The 19231-nt window shown below is 41.0% G+C and carries 16 protein-coding genes; 8 read left to right on the top strand and 8 right to left on the bottom strand.

All coding sequences use genetic code 11. The features are described 5' to 3' along the window. Positions 1-31 precede the first annotated feature (31 nt). Complete coding sequence (locus LG336_RS26910; protein ID WP_404330541.1) at positions 32-859, top strand: undecaprenyl-diphosphate phosphatase; 828 nt, start codon at positions 32-34, stop codon at positions 857-859. A gap of 240 nt (positions 860-1099) precedes the next feature. Here the strand turns inward: LG336_RS26910 and pepT are convergent, their stop codons facing one another. Next, positions 1100-2332 carry a peptidase T gene (gene pepT / locus LG336_RS26905; protein WP_404330540.1) on the bottom strand — a complete coding sequence of 411 codons (1233 nt, stop codon included), beginning with the start codon at positions 2330-2332 and terminating at the stop codon, positions 1100-1102. A gap of 362 nt (positions 2333-2694) precedes the next feature. Between pepT and LG336_RS26900 the strand changes: the two genes are divergently transcribed. Next, a complete protein-coding gene (locus tag LG336_RS26900) occupies positions 2695-4839 on the top strand; it encodes a choice-of-anchor J domain-containing protein (RefSeq protein ID WP_404330539.1) in 2145 nt (714 codons plus the stop codon). Between the two features lie 244 nt (positions 4840-5083). Further along, on the top strand, positions 5084-5998 hold the full coding sequence (locus LG336_RS26895; protein WP_404330538.1) for an NAD(P)/FAD-dependent oxidoreductase: 915 nt from the start codon (positions 5084-5086) through the stop codon (positions 5996-5998). 537 nt (positions 5999-6535) lie between these two features. Here LG336_RS26895 and LG336_RS26890 read toward each other — a convergent pair. Further along, positions 6536-8068 carry an FAD-dependent oxidoreductase gene (locus tag LG336_RS26890; RefSeq protein WP_404330537.1) on the bottom strand — a complete coding sequence of 511 codons (1533 nt, stop codon included), beginning with the start codon at positions 8066-8068 and terminating at the stop codon, positions 6536-6538. 144 nt (positions 8069-8212) lie between these two features. Here LG336_RS26890 and ybaK point away from each other — a divergent pair, with 144 nt between their 5' ends. Continuing rightward, positions 8213-8689 (top strand): Cys-tRNA(Pro) deacylase, encoded by a 477-nt coding sequence (ybaK, locus tag LG336_RS26885; protein WP_404330536.1) that lies wholly within the window; start codon positions 8213-8215, stop codon positions 8687-8689. A gap of 124 nt (positions 8690-8813) precedes the next feature. After that, positions 8814-9905, top strand: a complete 1092-nt coding sequence (locus LG336_RS26880) for a PRK06851 family protein (protein WP_404330535.1) — start codon at positions 8814-8816, stop codon at positions 9903-9905. A gap of 39 nt (positions 9906-9944) precedes the next feature. Here the strand turns inward: LG336_RS26880 and LG336_RS26875 are convergent, their stop codons facing one another. Continuing rightward, positions 9945-11306, bottom strand: a complete 1362-nt coding sequence (locus LG336_RS26875; protein WP_404330534.1) for a YjiH family protein — start codon at positions 11304-11306, stop codon at positions 9945-9947. A gap of 459 nt (positions 11307-11765) precedes the next feature. Between LG336_RS26875 and LG336_RS26870 the strand changes: the two genes are divergently transcribed. The 3 genes from LG336_RS26870 to LG336_RS26860 all read left to right on the top strand — a co-directional run bounded on the left by LG336_RS26870 (position 11766) and on the right by LG336_RS26860 (position 14551). Then, positions 11766-12437: a DNA alkylation repair protein gene (locus LG336_RS26870; protein WP_404330533.1), complete on the top strand. Its 672-nt coding sequence runs from the start codon at positions 11766-11768 to the stop codon at positions 12435-12437. Positions 12438-12548: 111 nt separating this feature from the next. Beyond that, positions 12549-13403, top strand: a complete 855-nt coding sequence (locus LG336_RS26865) for a Cof-type HAD-IIB family hydrolase (protein ID WP_404330532.1) — start codon at positions 12549-12551, stop codon at positions 13401-13403. 53 nt (positions 13404-13456) lie between these two features. Beyond that, a complete protein-coding gene (locus LG336_RS26860; RefSeq protein WP_404333296.1) occupies positions 13457-14551 on the top strand; it encodes a PQQ-dependent sugar dehydrogenase in 1095 nt (364 codons plus the stop codon). A 388-nt stretch (positions 14552-14939) separates the two neighbouring features. Here the strand turns inward: LG336_RS26860 and LG336_RS26855 are convergent, their stop codons facing one another. The 5 genes from LG336_RS26855 to LG336_RS26835 are packed head-to-tail and all read right to left on the bottom strand — an operon-like array spanning position 14940 to position 19195. Continuing rightward, complete coding sequence (locus tag LG336_RS26855) at positions 14940-15842, bottom strand: FixH family protein (protein WP_404330531.1); 903 nt, start codon at positions 15840-15842, stop codon at positions 14940-14942. Positions 15843-15844: 2 nt separating this feature from the next. Continuing rightward, on the bottom strand, positions 15845-16516 hold the full coding sequence (locus LG336_RS26850) for an ABC transporter ATP-binding protein (RefSeq protein WP_404330530.1): 672 nt from the start codon (positions 16514-16516) through the stop codon (positions 15845-15847). After that, on the bottom strand, positions 16513-17310 hold the full coding sequence (locus LG336_RS26845; protein ID WP_404330529.1) for an ABC transporter permease: 798 nt from the start codon (positions 17308-17310) through the stop codon (positions 16513-16515). Before LG336_RS26845 ends, LG336_RS26850 begins: the two co-directional genes overlap by 4 nt. Then, complete coding sequence (gene nosD, locus LG336_RS26840) at positions 17307-18632, bottom strand: nitrous oxide reductase family maturation protein NosD (protein ID WP_404330528.1); 1326 nt, start codon at positions 18630-18632, stop codon at positions 17307-17309. Before nosD ends, LG336_RS26845 begins: the two co-directional genes overlap by 4 nt. Next, on the bottom strand, positions 18629-19195 hold the full coding sequence (locus tag LG336_RS26835; protein WP_404330527.1) for a hypothetical protein: 567 nt from the start codon (positions 19193-19195) through the stop codon (positions 18629-18631). Before LG336_RS26835 ends, nosD begins: the two co-directional genes overlap by 4 nt. Positions 19196-19231: the final 36 nt, after the last annotated feature.

The raw sequence follows: 19231 nt of genomic DNA, 5'->3' as shown, positions 1-19231 counted from the left end.
TAGAATAGAGTGAATGAGGTAGAAACGCCTAATGATTGAGTTATTAGATATAATAAAAGCCATTATTCTTGGAATGGTAGAGGGGTTAACAGAGTTTGCCCCGGTTTCTTCAACCGGTCATATGATCATTGTTGACGATATGTGGCTTCAGTCCAAGGAATTCCTTGGGAAATATGCAGCAAATACCTTCAAGGTCGTCATCCAACTAGGTTCGATTTTAGCGGTCGTCATTATTTTTAGAAAACGATTTATAGAAATGTTAGGGTTGGGTGCAAAAAAGACAGAGTGCAAGGAAGGACGTTTAAAGTTAACCCAAGTGATTGTAGGGTTGCTCCCAGCGGGAATTCTTGGGGTGCTATTTGAAGATTATATTGATGAGCACTTATTCTCTCTTTCTACGGTGATAATAGGATTGGTCATTGGGGCAATTTTTATGATTTTTGCTGATTTATTTCGCAAGAAAATCCCAACCGTTGAAACAGTCGATCAGATTAGCTATAAACAAGCGTTTACTGTTGGATTGATCCAGTGTTTCTCACTATGGCCGGGCTTTTCCCGATCGGGCTCGACCATTTCTGGAGGAGTCTTGCTTGGAATGAGTCACCGTGCGGCTTCAGATTTTACCTTTATCATGGCGGTACCAATTATGGCTGGGGCAAGCTTCCTATCCCTATTAAAAAACTGGCAGTACTTTACGATTGAGGCGTTGCCATTCTTTATAGTAGGTTTTATCACAGCCTTTGTTTTTGCGATGGTTTCCATTCGATTCTTTTTAAAGTTGATTAATAAAATAAAGCTGATTCCCTTTGCAATATATAGAATCGTACTAGCTTTGCTTATTTATATCTTTTATTTCTAATTGAAAGGCTCTTTTCTCAAACTTTGTTGCTTTTGGATACAAAATAGGATGGATGAGCCTTTGTTTCTCTAAAAAATATCATTTTAATAAGAGAAAAGAGCTTGCATACTTACTATAACGTACAAAATAACTTATCTTGCGTTAAAATCGGCTTTAGGATTTTAACAACAATCTTTACGAAAACAGCCAATTGAAAAGGCTGACTCGAATGGTTATGTTCCATTTGAGCCAGCCCTTTTCTTATGCCTTAGCTTCGTATAGCTTGGCAATTTCAAGAATGACGTTAACCGCCTTTTCCATATTATCAACGGAAATATATTCGTAGCGGCCGTGATAGTTTTCTCCGCCGGTAAAAACATTCGGTGTAGGTAGTCCCATATAGCTAAGCTGGGAACCGTCTGTACCACCGCGAATTGGTTTGACGATTGGTTGAATGCCGAGGTTCACCATTGCCTCATGCGCAAGGTCAACGATATGCTTAACCGGTTCAATTTTATCTTTCATATTGTAATATTGATCGTTCATTTCAAGAATAATGCGGTCTTGACCATAGACTTTTTGCAGGTCATCCACAATGGATGCAATGGTCGCCTTTCGATCTTCAAACTTTTCACGATCATGGTCACGAATGATGTAAGCTAACTTTGTTTCTTCAACATCCCCATGAAACGAAATGAGATGATAGAACCCCTCATATCCCTCTGTATGTTCAGGTGCTTCCTCAACAGGTAGACGACTGTTTAATTCCATCGCAATTTTTGCAGAGTTAACCATTTTGCCCTTTGCTGTCCCAGGGTGAACGTTTTTTCCCTTTATGGTAATTTTGGCAGCTGCAGCATTGAAGCTTTCATATTCAAGCTCCCCAAGCGGTCCGCCATCCATTGTATAAGCGTATGTAGCATCAAAGGCTTTAACATCGAAGCGATGAGGACCTCTGCCAATTTCCTCATCTGGAGTAAACGCAACGCGAATGCGGCCATGTTTGATTTCGGGATGCTGAATCAAATAGTTCATTGCTGTCATGATTTCAGCAACACCTGCTTTGTTGTCAGCACCCAGGAGTGTTGTTCCGTCTGTCGTGATTAGAGTATGCCCTTTGTATTGTGGAAGCTCAGGGAACTCTTTTGTTGAAAGAATGATTTGCTGGCTTTCATTTAGAGTAATGTCGGTTCCATCATAGTTCTCTATGGTCTGAGGGTTGACGTTTTTTCCTGTAAAATCTGTCGCGGTATCAACATGAGCTAAAAATCCAATAGTTGGGACATCTTTCGTAGTGTTTGCCGGAAGAGTAGCCATTACATAACCATTTTCATCGATTGTGACATCTTCCATGCCAATGGATTTTAATTCTTCTACTAACTGGTTCGCTAAGACCAACTGACCTGGTGTCGAAGGACAGGTCTCGCTGCTTTCATCAGATTGAGTATCTACTTTTACATAGGAAATAAATCTTTCCATGATTTCTGCTCTCATGCGTTATCCACTCCCAATAATTGATAGGGATAGTTTATCACAAAGAAATCATTTGTATCAGTACAGGAAAGGTAAGGTTCAGTCAGAAAAAATTCTTTAATAAATCTTTCGAGCTTTTCTTAATGAGTTATAGGGGAGATTGTCGAGGGTGTAGGGCAAAAGACTTGCTCTAATTATCCCGAGTTGCCTTGTTAGGGTTAAATCGGACTTAATTCTGACAGTAAAACGAAGGTTTTTGGAGAAAATCTAGTGATTTTGTAGAATCAACATGGAAAAAATATAGGTATATCGTCACTGTTTTCTGAATATTGTATATGTTACGATTTGTTTACTTTACTTCGGAACTCGAAAGGAGAACAACGATGAACAAAAAGAAATTATTATCCATTCTTTCCACAGGGGCATTAGCATTATCCTTGCTTGCACCTACAGTAGTACCTCTTCAAAAAGCAGAGGCAGCAACAACAGCAAATTGGGATGTTGAGCGATATGGCGATCGTGTTGATATTGATGGGCAGTTGAATCGACTTGCTCAGGATGAGGAGTTTTTGAAGCAGGCTGAGGCTTCAATAAAGGAGCAGGCTAAGGGGATTAACTTTAGTGAAGAGGGAGTCACCGATCCGAAAACATCTAATAGTACATTTACATATGATGGTGGGACGAAATCCTTTCTTAATAGAAATTTAAAGTTTAAACCATTTACCCTACGTAGTGTTGGTGAAAATGTTGAGATTTGGGTAGCTAATGATTTAGGGTTTAAGGAAGGCGATCCCAGACCAGCACATGTTGTCACTCAAGAACAGGTGGACAAGCTTCGTAATGAGTTTGATAGCAATATATATCCTAAAGCAACAGAATTTTTTGGTACGCCTGATGCACTAGATGGCTCTCAGTCACTTCTAGCAGAGTGGGGAAATGTCCCTAAAGGATATTACGAAGGCAGTGACAAAGTCATCATGCTTGTAGATAATATTCAAGATGAAAATTATAATGATCCTAGTTATCCATTCTTCGTAGCCGGGTTCTTCTGGCAAACACTAGAAAACTATACAGACCGTAACATCATTACCATTGACACAAATAGCTGGGAAACACGTCTTGAGAGCACTTTTTTTGGGACAACCATTCATGAGCTTCAGCACTTGATTCATGCGGATAATGATGGAGATGAAGAAACATGGATTAATGAAGGGATGTCAACTTTCTCTGAGTACTTAGGTGGTTACGGATATGATGATCGTTCAATTAATTTCTATCTAGATCATCCAGAAAATTCATTAACACTTTGGGATGATCATTACAGTGCAAAAACTGGTCCGGAAACGATTGCTGACTATGGTCAAGTTCAATTATTTACGATTTATCTAAATGATAAATATGGTCAAGAGTTTATCCGTGATTTAGCGTTAAACGAAACAAACAGTATTGATAGCATTGAAGAAACTTTTACCAAGCATAATATTGATATGACTTTTACAGAGGTTTATCAAAACTTCATTACAGCTCTTGCTATTGATAGTGACCGTGTGGGCGGTGGAGTATACGATATTGATACCGTTGATTTACGGAAACTTCCTGTGACTGTGGATGGAAAAACTACAGACCGTGGTAAAACAGTAGACTTTGAGGGTGCATTAAAGTTTGAAAAAGAGGGCGTTCCAGCATGGGGCGGTGACTTCAAGGTACTTGATTTCCAAGATAAAATCAGAGGAATCTCTTTTGATGGTGTTGATTTCTTAGGAACTCAGTGGGAGTCTGTTGCAGACCCTACAGATGAAAACAACAAGGTATTATGGGGAAATGCGGGAGACGAAGCGGACAACCATTTAATTCTTGAAGCCGATTTAAGCAATGTTGATTCTGCTACTTTAAACTTCGATCATTATCTTGATATTGAAGAGAGTTGGGACTTCGGGGTAGTTCAGGTTTCTACAGATAATGGACAAACTTGGTCAAGCCTAGAAAATGAAAATACACGTTCTGATGTAGTGGAAGAAGGGTATCCAAAGATTAAAGAAAATGTACCTGGATTCACAGGAAATGTGAAAGAGTGGAGTAATGAAAGCTTTGATTTAAGCGAATATGCTGGTCAAAACGTACTCATTTCGTTCCGTTACTTAACGGACTGGGGCTATAATGATACAGGCTGGTTCGTGGATAATATAAAGATTCCAGAAATCGGTTATAGTAATGACGGCAGCTCTGTAGAAGTATTTAAGTCGCTGAATGAGGTCCTTGGTGAGTATGTTGAGTACACTGTTACCTTCATCAATGAAAAAGAAGTTGGCAATAAGAAAGGTGCGAAAACAAATTATAAGGTAATCACAGTGGACCCATTTGATGTAACAGAAGAGGATGCGCTACAACTACGCCAACTCTTCCAAGACGGCAAGAACTACATGATTACTTCTTATGCAGCACCAGCTGACCAGAAGAATTCAGTTGATTTCACCTATGAAGTGGAATTAAAAGAAACAAACGCTAAGCAAAAACCTAATCAAGAATAATAAGAAAGAATATGCTGCGTCCTATAATAGGGACGCAGTTTTTTTATGAAAATAATTATTGAAAATGGTTGAAAAAAAGTGAGTAAGATTTGATGTCTAATAAAAGCAATACACAAAGACTAAGAGGAGTTTTAATCTAAATTCATCCTAATAATTCTGTATAAATCCTCTCACTAAGCGAATCATAATCAAAATAATTGAAATGAAGGTAAACACTAGCATATTGAATAGGAAGGTGACTAGTTTGCTTTACGATTGCATCATTATCGGAGGTGGAATTGCTGGCCTGCAGGCGGCGATTCAGCTCGGCCGGTATAAGCATAGGGTTCTTGTCATTGATGCAAATGACGGGCGGTCAACCATTTGTCAGAGCTACCATAATGTCTTGGGATATCCCCATGGCGTTAGTGGCCCAGAGTTGCGACGCATTGGTCAAGAGCATGCGAGAAGCCTTGGGGTACAGTTTGCGGCTGACCGTGCGGTGGCAGTTGAAAAGACTCTAGATGGTTTTATGGTAAAAACGGAGAGTGGAGAGCATTTTGGTGCGAAGCGTTTGCTTCTTTCAACGGGGATTGTCGACCGAATTCCGCCGTTTCCCGAACTTCACCCTTGTCTTGGAATCAGTGTGTATGTTTGCCCGGATTGTGATGGATATGAAGTTTCAGAGCGAAAGACGATTGTAATGGGATCCGGCAATACGGGTGCCAATATGGCTTTGACACTTTCCTATTGGACAAGTCAGATTGTCTATGTGAATCACGAACAGAAGGAAGTAGATGAGGAACTCTTATTAGAGTTAAAGGAAAATAAGATTGATGTTATTAATACGCCAATTGAAAGCGTCTTGACAGATGGTCCAGACTTCAAAGGGCTTAAGCTAGAGAATGGAGAACAATTGAAAGCAGAGCGTGGTTTTGTTGCCTTTGGCGGCAATGAGGTGAAGTCACAACTCGCACGGCAGCTAGGGGTTGAACTTCATGAAAATAAACATATTTTAGTTGATCCCCGTACGAAGATGACGAATGTCGAACATGTCTGGGCGGCAGGAGATGTCGTAGCTCATTCGGAACAAGTTACAATCGCAATGGGCGATGGCTCGCAGGCAGCCATTTGGATACATAAAACATTACTGGAAGAACAGGAAAAATCCCGTGGTTAATAACTGATCACGGGATTTTTTTTATTATGACAGACCAAAGGAAAGAGCAAAGAGCCTAATTGCCCGAAGTCCGTCCCGAAAAGCTGGAACGGTCAAATAGAGGGCTTCTAATTACCCGAAGTCCGTCCTGAAAAGCTGGAACGGTCAAATAGAGGGCTTCTAATTACCCGAAATCCGTCCTGAAAAGCTGGAACGGTCAAATAGGGGGCTTCTAATTACCCGAAGTCCGTCTCAAACAGCTAGAACGGTCAAATAGGGGGCTTCTAATTGCCCGAAATCCATCCTGAAAAGCTGGAACGGTCAAATAGAGGGCTTCTAATTACCCGAAATCCGTCCTGAAAAGCTGGAACGGTCAAATAGGGGGCTTCTAATTACCCGAAGTCTGTCTCAAACAGCTAGAACGGTCAAATAGGGGGCTTCTAATTACCCGAAGTCCGTCCTGAAAAGCTGGAACGATCAAATAGAGGGCTTCTAATTGCCCGAAGTCTGTCCCAAAAGGCCAGAACGGTCAAATAGAGACTCCCTCAAAGATGAACATCACCCATTCTCTGAAATCCGCTTTAACGGTGTTTCAGCAGGTCCTTCCATGACTTCGCCTTTGTAGGAAAAACGTGAGCCGTGGCATGGACAATCCCAAGAACGGTCGCCATTGTTCCATTCAAGCTCACAGCCCATATGCGTACAGGTTGTATCGACAAGGTGAAGCTTGCCATGTTCATCCCGATAAGCCCCTGCGCGCTCACCATTGACCATGACGGTAGCCCCTTCGTTGTTTTTCAAGTCGTCAGGTTGCGTAGTGGGTTGCTCCATTTTCCCCTTTATGAAATGCTTGGCAACATGGCTGTTAACAGATAGAAATTTTTTAACATCCGGATCTGCTTTAAATCGACTTGGATCGAACAAATCCTTATACGGATTATCCCTTTCTAAAATCAAGTCGGTCATTAACCGTGCAGCAGTCGTACTATTGGTCATTCCCCATTTACGATAACCGGTTGCCACATAGATATTTGATAGTGTTGCGGAATAGTTGCCGACATATGGTACCTTGTCCAAGGTTGCAGGATCCTGGGCTGACCAGCGATAAGGGATTTCTTTTATTCCAAAGTTCTCTGCTGCAAATGCTTCAAGTGCTTCATAATGCTGGTGTGTGTTTTTATCATGACCCGTCTTATGACGATCTCCTCCGAATAGAACAAGCTTTTCCCCATTCATTTCGGTATAGCGTAAAGACCGGGTCGGCTGCTCAGCGGTGATGTACATGCCTTCAGGAAAGTCCTTCTCAGTTTTAACAGCCAGGATATAGGATCTTGAAATCGACAGCCTAGAAAAGTAAAATCCTTTAATATCATAAAAAGGATAGTGAGAGCTAACAATCATGTGCTGACAGCTGACCTTATGGCCATCTCTTGTTGTTACTTTTGGTTCATTTCCTTCTTCAATATCAACAGCGGTCGTATTCTCATAAATTTGGCCACCCATTTTGGTAATTTCCTCGACAAGGTGTTTTAAATATTTTAAAGGATGGAATTGGGCTTGGTTTTTCATCACGATGGCTGCTTTATGATCGACCGGTAGTGGAATTGACGTTTTATATTCACGACCCTTAATGTCTAACTTTTCATAGGCATCATATTCTTTGATTAGCTTCTGCATTTCTTGTTGAGAATTCGTGTAGATATAAGCATCTTGATTAGAAAAATCACAATCAATTTTTTGCTCATTTACTAGGGTTCGAATAAATTGCAGAGCCTCATCATTCGCTTGATAATAAAGTTGTGTCTGCTCTTTGCCAAAGTGGTTGAGGAGTTCATCATAAACAATTCCATGCTGTGCGGTCACCTTTGCGGTCGTATGTCCAGTGGTTCCAGTTAGAATGCGTCCAGCTTCAAGGAGGACCACTTTCTTTCCCTCCTTGGCGAGGAGATAAGCAGAGGTGATCCCAGTCATCCCTCCACCAATAACCGCAACCTCTGTACTGATATCCTCCTGTAATTTCGGGAAGGTTGGAAGTTCGGCACTCCCAAGCCAATATGCTTCAGGAAATTGGGGCATTGAATTACTCGTCATAAGCAAATCCTCCTAAATGTACAATAATAACCGTATTTTTCCCTTTAAAATAAAAATAATCCTGACTTTCATCACAAGTCATTGGTTGCTCGAAGGGAAGTCTTATCGGTAAAATGAAGGAAATACCAATTGGAGGAAGCAGAAATGGCAGGAATTAAAACGAATGCAATGCGGCTTCTTGATCAAAAAAAGATTGCTTATACCATGCATACTTATGACAATAAAGATGGAAAGATTGACGGGGTTTCCGTTGCAACGAAGATCAACAAGGAGCCGAAGGAAGTATACAAAACGTTGGTTGCTCAGGGGACCTCCAAGGATTTGTACGTTTTTATTATCGGGGTAGAAGCGGAGCTAGACTTGAAGAAGGCAGCAAAAGCTTCTGGAGAAAAGAAGGTTGAGATGCTGCCCGTTAAGGATATCCAAAAGTATACAGGCTATATCCGTGGTGGGTGCTCGCCTCTTGGAATGAAGAAACAGTATCCCACGTTTATTGACAGCGAAGCAGAAACCCTTCAAACAATCGTGGTGAGTGCAGGGAAAATCGGCTACCAGATTGAGTTGGCACCAAGCGATTTACAACTAGTAATCGATGCTCGGTTTGTCGATATAAGAAAGTAACTTCCTCCCAAAACATGGGCTTGTTTGTGGTTGTCTAGTAAGCAATAGGCATTCACCCAAGATACGTAAAAAGCATAGGCTACATGTGAAAGCAAAATTTGTTGCTGCCGGAAGGAGTGTTTAGATGGGAAAGGTGCTTAATTACTATGCTGGAGGGAACACGGCCCGCGGCTTTTATAGTTTATATGAATCTAATTTAGAAGGACTCTCGCGTTTGTTTATTTTAAAGGGTGGCCCAGGTACGGGGAAATCTTCGTTGATGAAAAAGCTCGGCAAGGAATGGAATGAGAAGGGCTATGATATCGAATATTTACACTGCTCGTCGGATAATGATTCCATTGACGGTGTGATCATTCGGTCGCTTGGATTCGGTATTGTGGACGGAACCGCCCCTCATGTCATCGAGCCTAAATTACCGGGAGCGGTGGAGGAGTACGTAAACCTCGGTGTTGCCTGGGATTCAGCAAAGCTACAAGCAAAAAAAGAACAGATTGAAAAAATTTCAACAGAAATGAGCGCCGCATTCACCGGAGCATATACGTTATTTGGTGAAGCACTTCGGGTTCATGATGAGTGGGAGAAAATCTATATTGAAAATATGGATTTTGATAAAGCGAATACCTTTACAGAGGAGTTACTCGGAAAACTCTTTGAAGACAAGAGTTTGAATAAAAAAGCCGATGTGAGGCATCGTTACCTAGGAGCTGCAACCCCAAAAGGCGCGGTTGACTTTGTTCCAAATCTAACCTCAGGCTTGGCTGTACGGTACTTAATTAAGGGCCGTCCAGGCTCAGGGAAGTCAACAATGCTGAAAAAAATTGCTGCAGAAGCAGAAAGAAGAGGCTTTGATACGGAAGTCTATCACTGTGGATTTGATCCACACAGCCTCGATATGATCATTGTCAGGGAACTAGGGTTTGCCATTTTTGATAGTACTGCTCCCCATGAATACTTTCCAGAGAGAGTCAATGACCGAGTGATTGACATGTATGGGACGATTATTGCACCTGGTACCGATGAGAAATATGAAGCGGAAATTAAGGATGTTTCCAAAAGGTATCGAGACTATATGAATCATGCGATTGCATCTCTTGCTCAAGCCAAGAACCTTCATGATGAACTAGAGCAAATCTATATTGAAGCAATGGATTATCCAAAGATTGATGAGATTACAGCGGAGTTAAATGAAGAAATCAAAAAGCTAGCTGAAAACTAAATAAACGAAGAGAGCACTCAGCGGGAGTGCTCTCTTTGGTTAAAAAATGATATGTGCTGCTAGAACAACAATTGGGAGAGTAATTAATGTTCGCTGTAGGAAAATGATAAATAGTTCCCAAAAAGAAACAGGTATCTTTGACCCTAACAACAAACCGCCTACCTCAGACATATAAATCAACTGTGTAACGGAGACCGAGGCAATGATAAACCTCGTCATTTCACTTTCAATGCTTGCGCCAATGACGGATGGTAAAAACATATCCGCAAAGCCAACAACAAGTGTCTCAGAAGCTGCTTTTGCTTCAGGCACCTGCATTACCTCGAGAAGCGGAATAAACGGCAGCCCAAGCCATTGAAACAACGGGGTGTATTCGGCCACGATTAATGCGAGTGTTCCAAGCGCCATGACAATTGGTGCAACGCCCATCCACATATCGAGAATATTTTTTACACCAGAAGTGAAGAAATCACGAAGACCACGGCTTTTTCCTGCCTTTTCAAGAGCTTGAGTCATGCCCCAAGAAAATGAAGAATACCCTGGCGGGAGCCTATCTTCCGTGTACTGCACAGATTTCTCAATATAATACGTATCTGGCTTCCGCGAGAGTGGTGGTATTCTTGGGATGATAATGGCTGCAAGGAAACCAGCAACAGTAACAGTCAGGTAGAAAGGGGCAAACATATGGGCGAGGCCAACCTGTGAAATCACCACTAAGCTAAAGGTGATTGAGACGACGGAAAAGGATGTTCCAATAACCGCTGCTTCCCGTTTTGTATAAAAACCCTCTTCATATTGTTTGCTTGTTAGCAATACTCCAATTGTTCCATCTCCAAGCCATGACGCAATGCAGTCGATTGACGAGCGCCCAGGTAGCTTGAACACAGGCCTCATTACTTTCGTAAGCATGGTACCGAACAGTTCAAGAAGACCGAAGTTTAATAAGAGGGGCAAAAATAAGCCAGCAAATAAGAAAACGGCAAATAGGACAGGGAGGAGGTCATATAAAAGCAAGCCACCTGTATTTTCCGACCAAATCGCCTCTGGTCCCCATTGGAATAAAACTAAAATGGCGAAGATTGCGCCTAGAATGCGTGCGATAAACCATATTAATGGCACATCAAACAGCGTTTTTAAAAATAGATTACGGTTCATAATTTCAGGTCGAATCGTTTTTGCTAAGATCGTTCCCAACAGGGTCAAGATAATAATCACAGTCATAATTTGTGGTAGAAAGTCGCCAAGAAGTTCTTGTACCCAGCCAGCAAGGACCGCAATGGGAATGGTAATGTTGTCTTTATAAGAGATCGGAACCATAAACAAAAAGATTCCGAGCAGAGAAGGCAGAAAAAAGATTAAAAAGTTCTTTCGTGATTGTTTATTTTGTAATGCTTGTTCCAATTCTCACTCATCCTCTATTACATATTTATTAAACCTTGTTTATTTTAATTCACTACTATGGTTTTGCCAACTGGTTTTCCCAAACTGATTATTCCGTATATTATTTCCTGGGTGATTCGAAATAAACGGGTTTTAACGAGGTAATTCAATGAAATATTTTTATGATTTTCTAAAATATAGGCGCAGTTGGTCTATCTACGCAAATTAGGTTTATATCTACATAAAAAGTCGCGCTATCTACAATCAAGGCTGGTCCATCTACGCAAATTCCGATTCTATCTACACAAATTTGTATTCTATCTACACAAAACCCGATTCTAACTACAAACTTGCAATAGCTAAACAAACACGAAAGTTCCTACCGGTACTATCTCCATAAAAAGACAATAATTTATCCTATCAGTGCCATTAATGCTAAAATAAGACAGAAAGAAAATACCAATTTAGAGGAAGAGATGGATGCAAACTCTTATTAATGACTTAAGACAAAGACTGACGGACAAGGCCAATGCTGAAAATGCGGAACAGATGAGTCGCTACTTAAGGGGTCATTTTAGCTTCTTTGGAATAAAAACACCTGTGAGAAGAGAGATTGAAAAGTTGTTTTTCCAAGAAACAGGGATTTTGAGGGAACCTTTTAACGAGGAGTTTGTATTAGCGTTATGGGAGCAGCCGGAGAGAGAATTCCAATTGCTCGGATTAGATTATGTAGCGAAATTCCTAAAAAAGTTGGAGAAGCATCATATTTTCCATATAGAAAAACTAATTACCACAAAATCATGGTGGGACACGGTTGACATGCTCGCGCAGCATCCAGCTGGAACGATTATCGCAAATCACCCTGAGCTCATTGAGGAGTTAGTAGACAAGTGGGCGGTGTCAGAGGATATGTGGTTAAGAAGAACAGCGATTATCCATCAGCTTAGATACAAGGACAAGACCAAGGAAGACTTGCTTTATAAGTACATAAAATTAAATGCCGATAGCAAAGAGTTTTTCATTCAAAAAGGCATTGGCTGGGCACTTCGGGAATATTCAAAAACCGATCCCCAGTCTGTAAAGCAGTTTATCCAATCAACCTCTCTCGCACCATTAAGTGTACGAGAAGGAAGTAAGTACATTCCAAAATAAGCCATAGACCAACTGCGGCTGAGCAGGGGGCTTGCGCTTTCCTTAGAAATACATGGTAGAATGACACATAATAAACCTATATAGGTAGCGAAATTGGACAGGGGTGGCAATATGATTAAATGCATCGCATCTGACATGGATGGAACGTTATTGAATGCGTATCAAAAGATTACCGACGAGAATAAGGCAGCCATTTTAAAAGCTCAGGAGCAGGGAGTGGAATTCGTGGTGGCCACTGGCCGCTCATACGCAGAAGCGCAATTTGTGTTAAAGGAAGCCGAAATTGAATGCCCAGTAATCTGTGTGAATGGTGCTGAGGTACGCTCTAAGGAAGGCGAACTGATTAGCTCAAACCCTTTATCGAAAGATCTAGTTAGAGAAGTGGCTCATATTTTAAGAGACCAAGGGATTTATTTTGAGATTTACACCAATCAAGGAACCTATACGGATAACGAGGATAAAGGAATTTCCGCCATTATTGATATTTTTACTAGCGCAAATCCAGAAGCTCCTATGGAATTAATCGTAAGTGGGGCAAAGGAAAGATTTGAAAAGGGCCTTGTTCATGTAGTGGACAGCTATGATCATGTCTTTGAAAAGGATGATTATCAAATTTATAAGTTTTTAGCTTTTTCTATGAATGAAAAAGAACAAGCAAGTGGGAAAGAAGCCCTTAAGAAGGTTGAGGGACTTGCAGTTAGTTCATCAGGCTACATGAATATTGAGATTACAAGTGAACAGGCTCAAAAGGGTGTGGCTCTAGAAGCCTTTGCGTCAGCAAGAGGCATTGAAATGTCTGAGACAATGGCAATTGGCGATAATGAAAATGATTTGTCTATGTTTGCTCGTGCCGGAAGAGCGGTTGCGATGGGCAACGCTTCATTTGAAATTCAAATGGAGTGCGATGTCGTGACGGCGACGAACGATGAGAGTGGCGTAGCACAGGCGATATTGGAAGTACTATAACAGCTTAAGAGTAAACACCGTTCGCCTCGAGTGAGGAAAGGATGGTAGAAATGTTGAAAAAGTGGTTAATGTTTCTCTTGGTAGGGCTCCTCTTATGGGGATGTTCAAATGAGGGAAATGAAAATGAAAGCCATTCTCCGGATGACCCACAACCCGTTGAGGATAAGGAAACGGCGTCTCGCCAATTGGAGCTGCAGATTATAGCTCAGGACCTCAAGGTTCCTTGGGCAGTCAATAAAACAGATGATACCTTTTACATCAGTGAACGAGAGGGATCTATTGTAAAAGTGGAGGAAGGCAAACAAACGAGGCAAGAGGTGGTTCTTGAAAAGCCACTTGCCGGTGCGTCTGAGGCTGGGTTACTCGGGTTTGTTTTAGCCCCTGATTTTCAAGAAACAGGAAAAGCCTTTGGTTACTATACGTATCAGGATAATGGGCAGTATAACCGAATCATTGAGTTAACCTTGGAAGGTAATCAGTGGCGGGAAACAAAGCTCCTGTTAGATAAAATTCCTAGTGGAAATGTTCATCACGGTGGAAGATTAACCTTTGGGCCTGATGGGAAGTTGTATGCAACCGCGGGGGATGCAGCAGAACCTGAGCTAGCTCAAGACTTGGATAAATTAAATGGGAAAATCCTGAGGCTTAACCAGGATGGCACGGTTCCGAACGATAACCCTTTTAAGGACTCCTATGTATTTAGCTATGGTCACCGGAATCCTCAAGGGCTGAATTGGTCTAAAGATGGAACGATGTATGCGAGTGAGCATGGGCCTAATGCACATGATGAAATCAATATAATTGAACCAGGGAAAAACTATGGATGGCCAGTGATTATTGGAGATGACAAGCAAGAAGGGATGGAATCACCATTATTTCATTCCGGCACCGATACATGGGCTCCATCAGGGATGGTCATTTCGAATGGGAAGATCTATGTGGCGACTCTGAGAGGGAATGCGGTACGGGAGTTTAACTTGGAGACGATGGAAACAAGGGAAGTCGTCACCGGTTTAGGACGGATCCGTGATGTCTTCTTAGAGGGTAACCAGTTGTTTTTTGTGAGCAATAATACCGATGGCCGCGGGGTACCTCAGGAAAATGATGATAAGCTGTATCAGGTTTCACTTTCAACATTAGCTGAATAGTGGCAGCCGTGTAGGTAATTTTTTGAGGTGCAAATAGTAAAAGCAGGGCAACCATATATGGGGTTTGCCCTGCTTTTATTGGTATTATTGCTTACCTTCATTGACACTTAAAAAATAATAAAGGTAGAATTCCCCTTATTTCGTAAATAGCATTTAAAATAGCTTAAATAAAGGGAGAAATTCCCCTTATTGACTCGAAAAACGAGAAAAACGGGTGGATTTTATATGCATAAGTGGAAAAACTCCCCTTATTTCCCCCGAAATGCACTCCATTTTGCATTTAACGGGAAAAACTCCCCTTATTTGCCTTTCGCTAGTTACCCAATAAAGCAAAGCCTTCTTAATTTATAGAGATTAAATAAAGAGGGGCCTTTTGTCCTTCCACAGCTTATAAAAGCTCAATCTCTAGCGAATCTACCTGTGAAACAAGTAATTCCTCATACTTTTTTTCTGCCGTAAATTGAACTTCTTGGTCACTTGCTTCTGGTGAGTCCTTCTTCACTAACTCAATCACATCAGCTTGCACCTTTTGCGTTAGGACAATTCTTCCGTACTGAGCTTCTTGGTATTTCCAGAACTTTTCTGCACCGTATTCCTCAATCATGTTTTTAGCAGCTTCTGACTTTTCATATTGACTGCGTACTTTTTCAATTTCATTGTTGATTTCGGCTTCAGTTGCTTGATGACCCTTTTCTTCCCCAAGCATGGCCATTGCTCTTAAACGAATAATTTGCGCAACCAGCATGTTTTGGTTTTCATTCATTTCTTCTTGTGTATCCCAATATGCCAACGCCTCTTCAAGCTCTGTACCAGTGTATTTTTGTTTATCTGTTTCACGTGCCATTTCGATATGGAGGTTATTGATAAAACGGTAAAACTCAACGTCTTCCTCGGTTATCCATTCACCGTTAATTGAAGCAACACCGGCGGCTTTTTCGACATCTATCTCAATCACTTTTTCGGTCTCTTGGCCGTCCTTTTCTAGTAAAAATACAGATTCCCACTTGCCAGCCATAGGGAATTCAGCAGACCCAGCATATTTTCCATCAGCAATTTCCTCTAATGTAACTTTAAATGTTCCGTGATCCATTTCGACCATGGCTAACTCAGCGGTCACTTCTAATCCTTTCACTGGTTCTGCATCTTCTGTTATCTGTATTTCAATTGTAGACGCTTTTTCCTTTAGAAACGCTGGTTCCTTTGTCACTTCAACTTCCAAGCTTGGCTTGCTACTGCAGGCTGAAAGAAGTAAAACTAGCATGAAAAACCCAAATATTGTCCACTTGTTCATGTTTATATTCCTCCCAAATGCTGAAGCTTTACAAATTCTTCAACTGGATATTTCGTGATTTTTCCTTCATCCAAATAAGCTACATGGGTACAAAGCTGTCTAATCTCATCAAGGTGGTGAGAGGATAAGAGAATGGTTTTATTTGTAAGACTCTTTAAAATATCTAGAATTTCATTTCGTCCAATTGGATCGATCCCACTAGTTGGTTCATCGAGAATAATAATGTCTGAATCTTGGTAAAGGGTAATGGCTAGCCCTAGACGCTGGAGCATCCCTTTAGAATAGCCTTTAATTTGAGCATCTTTGTCATCCCAGAGTCGGACAGATGTTAATAGCTCTTGAATCTTTTCGTCATCGGCCATCCCTTTGCCGCCAGCTTTAGCAAAAAATAGCATATTTTCATAGCCACTTAAGGATGGATAAAGCATAAATTTCTCAGGTAAATAGGCAATTTCATTCCTCCACGGCTGTTTTTTACTACGTTCCTTGCCATTTATTTTTATCGTGCCTGTTTTAACTGGTAAAAGACCAAGAAGGCTACTAATGAAGGTACTCTTTCCAGCACCATTACGACCCACCAGTGCACAAACCTCATTTTCATTTACGGTAAGGGATACTTGATTTAACACGGTTTTTTTACCAAAAGATTGAGTTAAGTTAAGAACGTCAATCATTCAAAGCCCTCCTTACGATGGAGAAGTACTGCTAAAGTAAACGAAATGCCCATCCAAAATAGTAGGTTGATCCCAAAGAAAACAGGAGGGGATAACCACATGAATGATTCTAGCAGTCGGGACATGTTTCCAAAGGAATACAAACCAAGCCCTGATTCTAAGAACATCCTTACTGCCTGAATCGGGTTTAGAAAGTAGGCTACAGAGAATAGTTGTACATTGTCATGCGTAATGGTAGGAAGGATGGATAGTAGCATAAAATCATGCAGGAAGAAGAAATAAAACCAAACCACTACCGCAATTCCGGTTATTTGCATTCTTGAGCGACTGATGCTCCCGATGAACACACCGATCTGGGTGAATACCAACATAAAGCCAATCAAGGCTACCACAAATAGAAAATAATGACTAAAGTCAACGACAAAGCTTACTTTTAATGGAATTAGGTAGATAAAAAACCAGATAAAGATAGGCACAAGGAGTACGGCTTGGATAGCTATACTCTTTTTTAATAAAAAGGATAGAGTGCTTTCTTGTCTGGTTAAAAGCATCACAAGGGTTTTCTGCTCTTTCTCTTGAAAAATCGAAAAGGCTCCGAGAAAAAGGCAAAGGATGGGGATAAAATAGATTAGCCCCTCAAACAGATTGATGAGTAAAATATAAAAGCCTTGGTCAAAACCGAGTCCTGAAGATCTTGATAGCATGAGCAAGGATACAATGATAATGATTCCCAATGAAAGCCATAGACCTTTGCTTCGTATACTTTCCTTCCATTCCTTCCATATATAATTCATCGTGAATTTCTCCCTTGTATGATGTTTTTTAGGGATCTAAATTTTACAAGGACTAGCATACCTAACAGTAGGAGGGTGACGGGCCATAGAAATCCTTGTTTTTCCTGGCTACTGATTAAAGGATGCTCGTCTTCAAACATCGTTTTACTATTGTTTAGAAGTTGATTCATTTTCTCATAGATAGTAATCGCCGGGCTTTTTAGAAATAGATAGGTAAGTTCCTGGTCCTCAATCAGCTCGTAAAGGGAAGATTGGTAAATGGCTGAATGATCTCCAATGCTGTTTTGATCAAGGTCTAGCATAGGGATGGTGCTACCCCAGTCGTTGCCAATCCCATCCATGCTCCAAGTATTGTTCCCAGTCCCGCCAAGTGTGACGGCGGGTAATGTATTTTCGGAAATCGTATTTTCAGTGAAAATCTGGTCATTTGAACTTGCCCAAAGTTCAATGCCGATTTGGTTTTGATAAATTTTATTATGACGAATCATGTTTCTTGTAGCTTGATCTATATACAACCCTCTTTGGTTCATGTAGAAAGTGTTGTTTTCAATTTGATTATCGTTCGCGGATAGTAGCAGAAGACCAAAGGAACGATGGCCATAATTAAAAATAAATTGGTTTTCTTCGAGCGTAAGTCCACTGGAATGCATGATGGCTGCTCCACCTGTATTAAAGGTGAATATGTTGTTTTTAAATTCATTTTCGTTTGAATACATAAAGTGTAGACCGTATCTGGTTTTACTAATTTTATTGTTTAGCACCACATTGCCGTCTGCATAATCGAAGAACATCCCATCACGGTTACCTTCGATTTCATTATTGCTTATGGTATTTTGATTTGAATAATAGATGTGCAGTCCGTTCCCTTGACCGGCAATTTCTCCATCACCCTTGCCATGGACCTGCACCTGGTCAATCGTATTATTATGGGCTTTGCTTAAGTAAATCCCATGAAAAGAGTCTTTTATTGTAAGCTGTCGAAGAGTATTGCCATTGGTATAAACTTTTACGGCTGCATATTCTTCGGAACTATTACGGTCCATGCTACCGTTCTCTACGTTCATATTTTCAAGGGTTACACCCTCTGCTCGAACGGAGATAACATTGCCTGTGCCGTCTCCTTTAATCGTGGTGCCCGCTTTGCCTATGAGATGAATGGGTTTCTCTATGACGATGTTGCCCTCATAGGTTTTATTTTCAAGTTGAACGGTGGCTCCAGCAGAAGCCTCATCAATGATAGATTGTAGGTTTTCTGTTGCTCCTGGCCTGCAGGGACCAAGAATGAAGGCAAACAGAAATAGCAGGCTCAGGATTTTTTTCATCTTTTTCGATCCTTCCATAATGGAATAAGTACTAAGATAAAAGCTGCAACGACTAGATAGGAACCTGTCTGTAAAGAGCTATAAGTAGTGAAATTGGCTACAATATTTTCCCCAAACATGGGTGGAACAAAAGGAGCCATTTCGATTGGTGCCATTGGATCTAAGTTGGTACCGAAATCTTTTAGCCAGCGTTTTAAGTCCCAGACGCCCAAAGCGCCACCGACTACAAACAGTCCTAGGACTACGTATAAGTAAGCTTTTCTTCGTACGAATGCGGCAGACAATACAATGATCGCTAATCCGGCAATGAGATACTTCAGAAATTGCAATTCTGGAAAGTTTTCTTCACTAAAGTTCTTCATGCCAATATAGTGATTTAATGCATTTATATTATCAATGTCTCCCTCGAGCTTGTCTGGATAGACAATGATATCTAGGCCTTCAGGATACTGTGGTGCCCAAAACTCCATTTTCCACCATGGGAAGAGAAGGGAAGCGAAGATGAGCAAAGCAGCAAGAACAATTAAAATTGAAGATACAAGTGAAAGTTGTTTTCCTTTCATCGTTCTATACGCCTCTTTTCTAAAGTCTCTTTTCTC

It is taken from the genome of Mesobacillus maritimus (assembly GCF_044803185.1).
Classification (GTDB): Bacteria; Bacillota; Bacilli; order Bacillales; family Cytobacillaceae; genus Mesobacillus_B; species Mesobacillus_B maritimus_B.
Note: the sequence above shows the minus strand (reverse complement) of the source record. Positions and strands in the feature narration are given on the sequence as shown.

What these genes read in the sequence shown, in the direction of transcription:
- nosD (WP_404330528.1), bottom strand. Translation starts at nt 18,632, where the DNA reads ATGAAAAAAATCCTGAGCCTGCTATTTCTGTTTGCCTTCATTCTTGGT.
- ybaK (WP_404330536.1), top strand. Translation starts at nt 8,213, where the DNA reads ATGGCAGGAATTAAAACGAATGCAATGCGGCTTCTTGATCAAAAAAAG.
- LG336_RS26865 (WP_404330532.1), top strand. Translation starts at nt 12,549, where the DNA reads ATGATTAAATGCATCGCATCTGACATGGATGGAACGTTATTGAATGCG.
- LG336_RS26910 (WP_404330541.1), top strand. Translation starts at nt 32, where the DNA reads ATGATTGAGTTATTAGATATAATAAAAGCCATTATTCTTGGAATGGTA.
- LG336_RS26890 (WP_404330537.1), bottom strand. Translation starts at nt 8,068, where the DNA reads ATGACGAGTAATTCAATGCCCCAATTTCCTGAAGCATATTGGCTTGGG.
- pepT (WP_404330540.1), bottom strand. Translation starts at nt 2,332, where the DNA reads ATGAGAGCAGAAATCATGGAAAGATTTATTTCCTATGTAAAAGTAGAT.
- LG336_RS26845 (WP_404330529.1), bottom strand. Translation starts at nt 17,310, where the DNA reads ATGAATTATATATGGAAGGAATGGAAGGAAAGTATACGAAGCAAAGGT.
- LG336_RS26835 (WP_404330527.1), bottom strand. Translation starts at nt 19,195, where the DNA reads ATGAAAGGAAAACAACTTTCACTTGTATCTTCAATTTTAATTGTTCTT.
- LG336_RS26850 (WP_404330530.1), bottom strand. Translation starts at nt 16,516, where the DNA reads ATGATTGACGTTCTTAACTTAACTCAATCTTTTGGTAAAAAAACCGTG.
- LG336_RS26870 (WP_404330533.1), top strand. Translation starts at nt 11,766, where the DNA reads ATGCAAACTCTTATTAATGACTTAAGACAAAGACTGACGGACAAGGCC.
- LG336_RS26900 (WP_404330539.1), top strand. Translation starts at nt 2,695, where the DNA reads ATGAACAAAAAGAAATTATTATCCATTCTTTCCACAGGGGCATTAGCA.
- LG336_RS26855 (WP_404330531.1), bottom strand. Translation starts at nt 15,842, where the DNA reads ATGAACAAGTGGACAATATTTGGGTTTTTCATGCTAGTTTTACTTCTT.
- LG336_RS26880 (WP_404330535.1), top strand. Translation starts at nt 8,814, where the DNA reads ATGGGAAAGGTGCTTAATTACTATGCTGGAGGGAACACGGCCCGCGGC.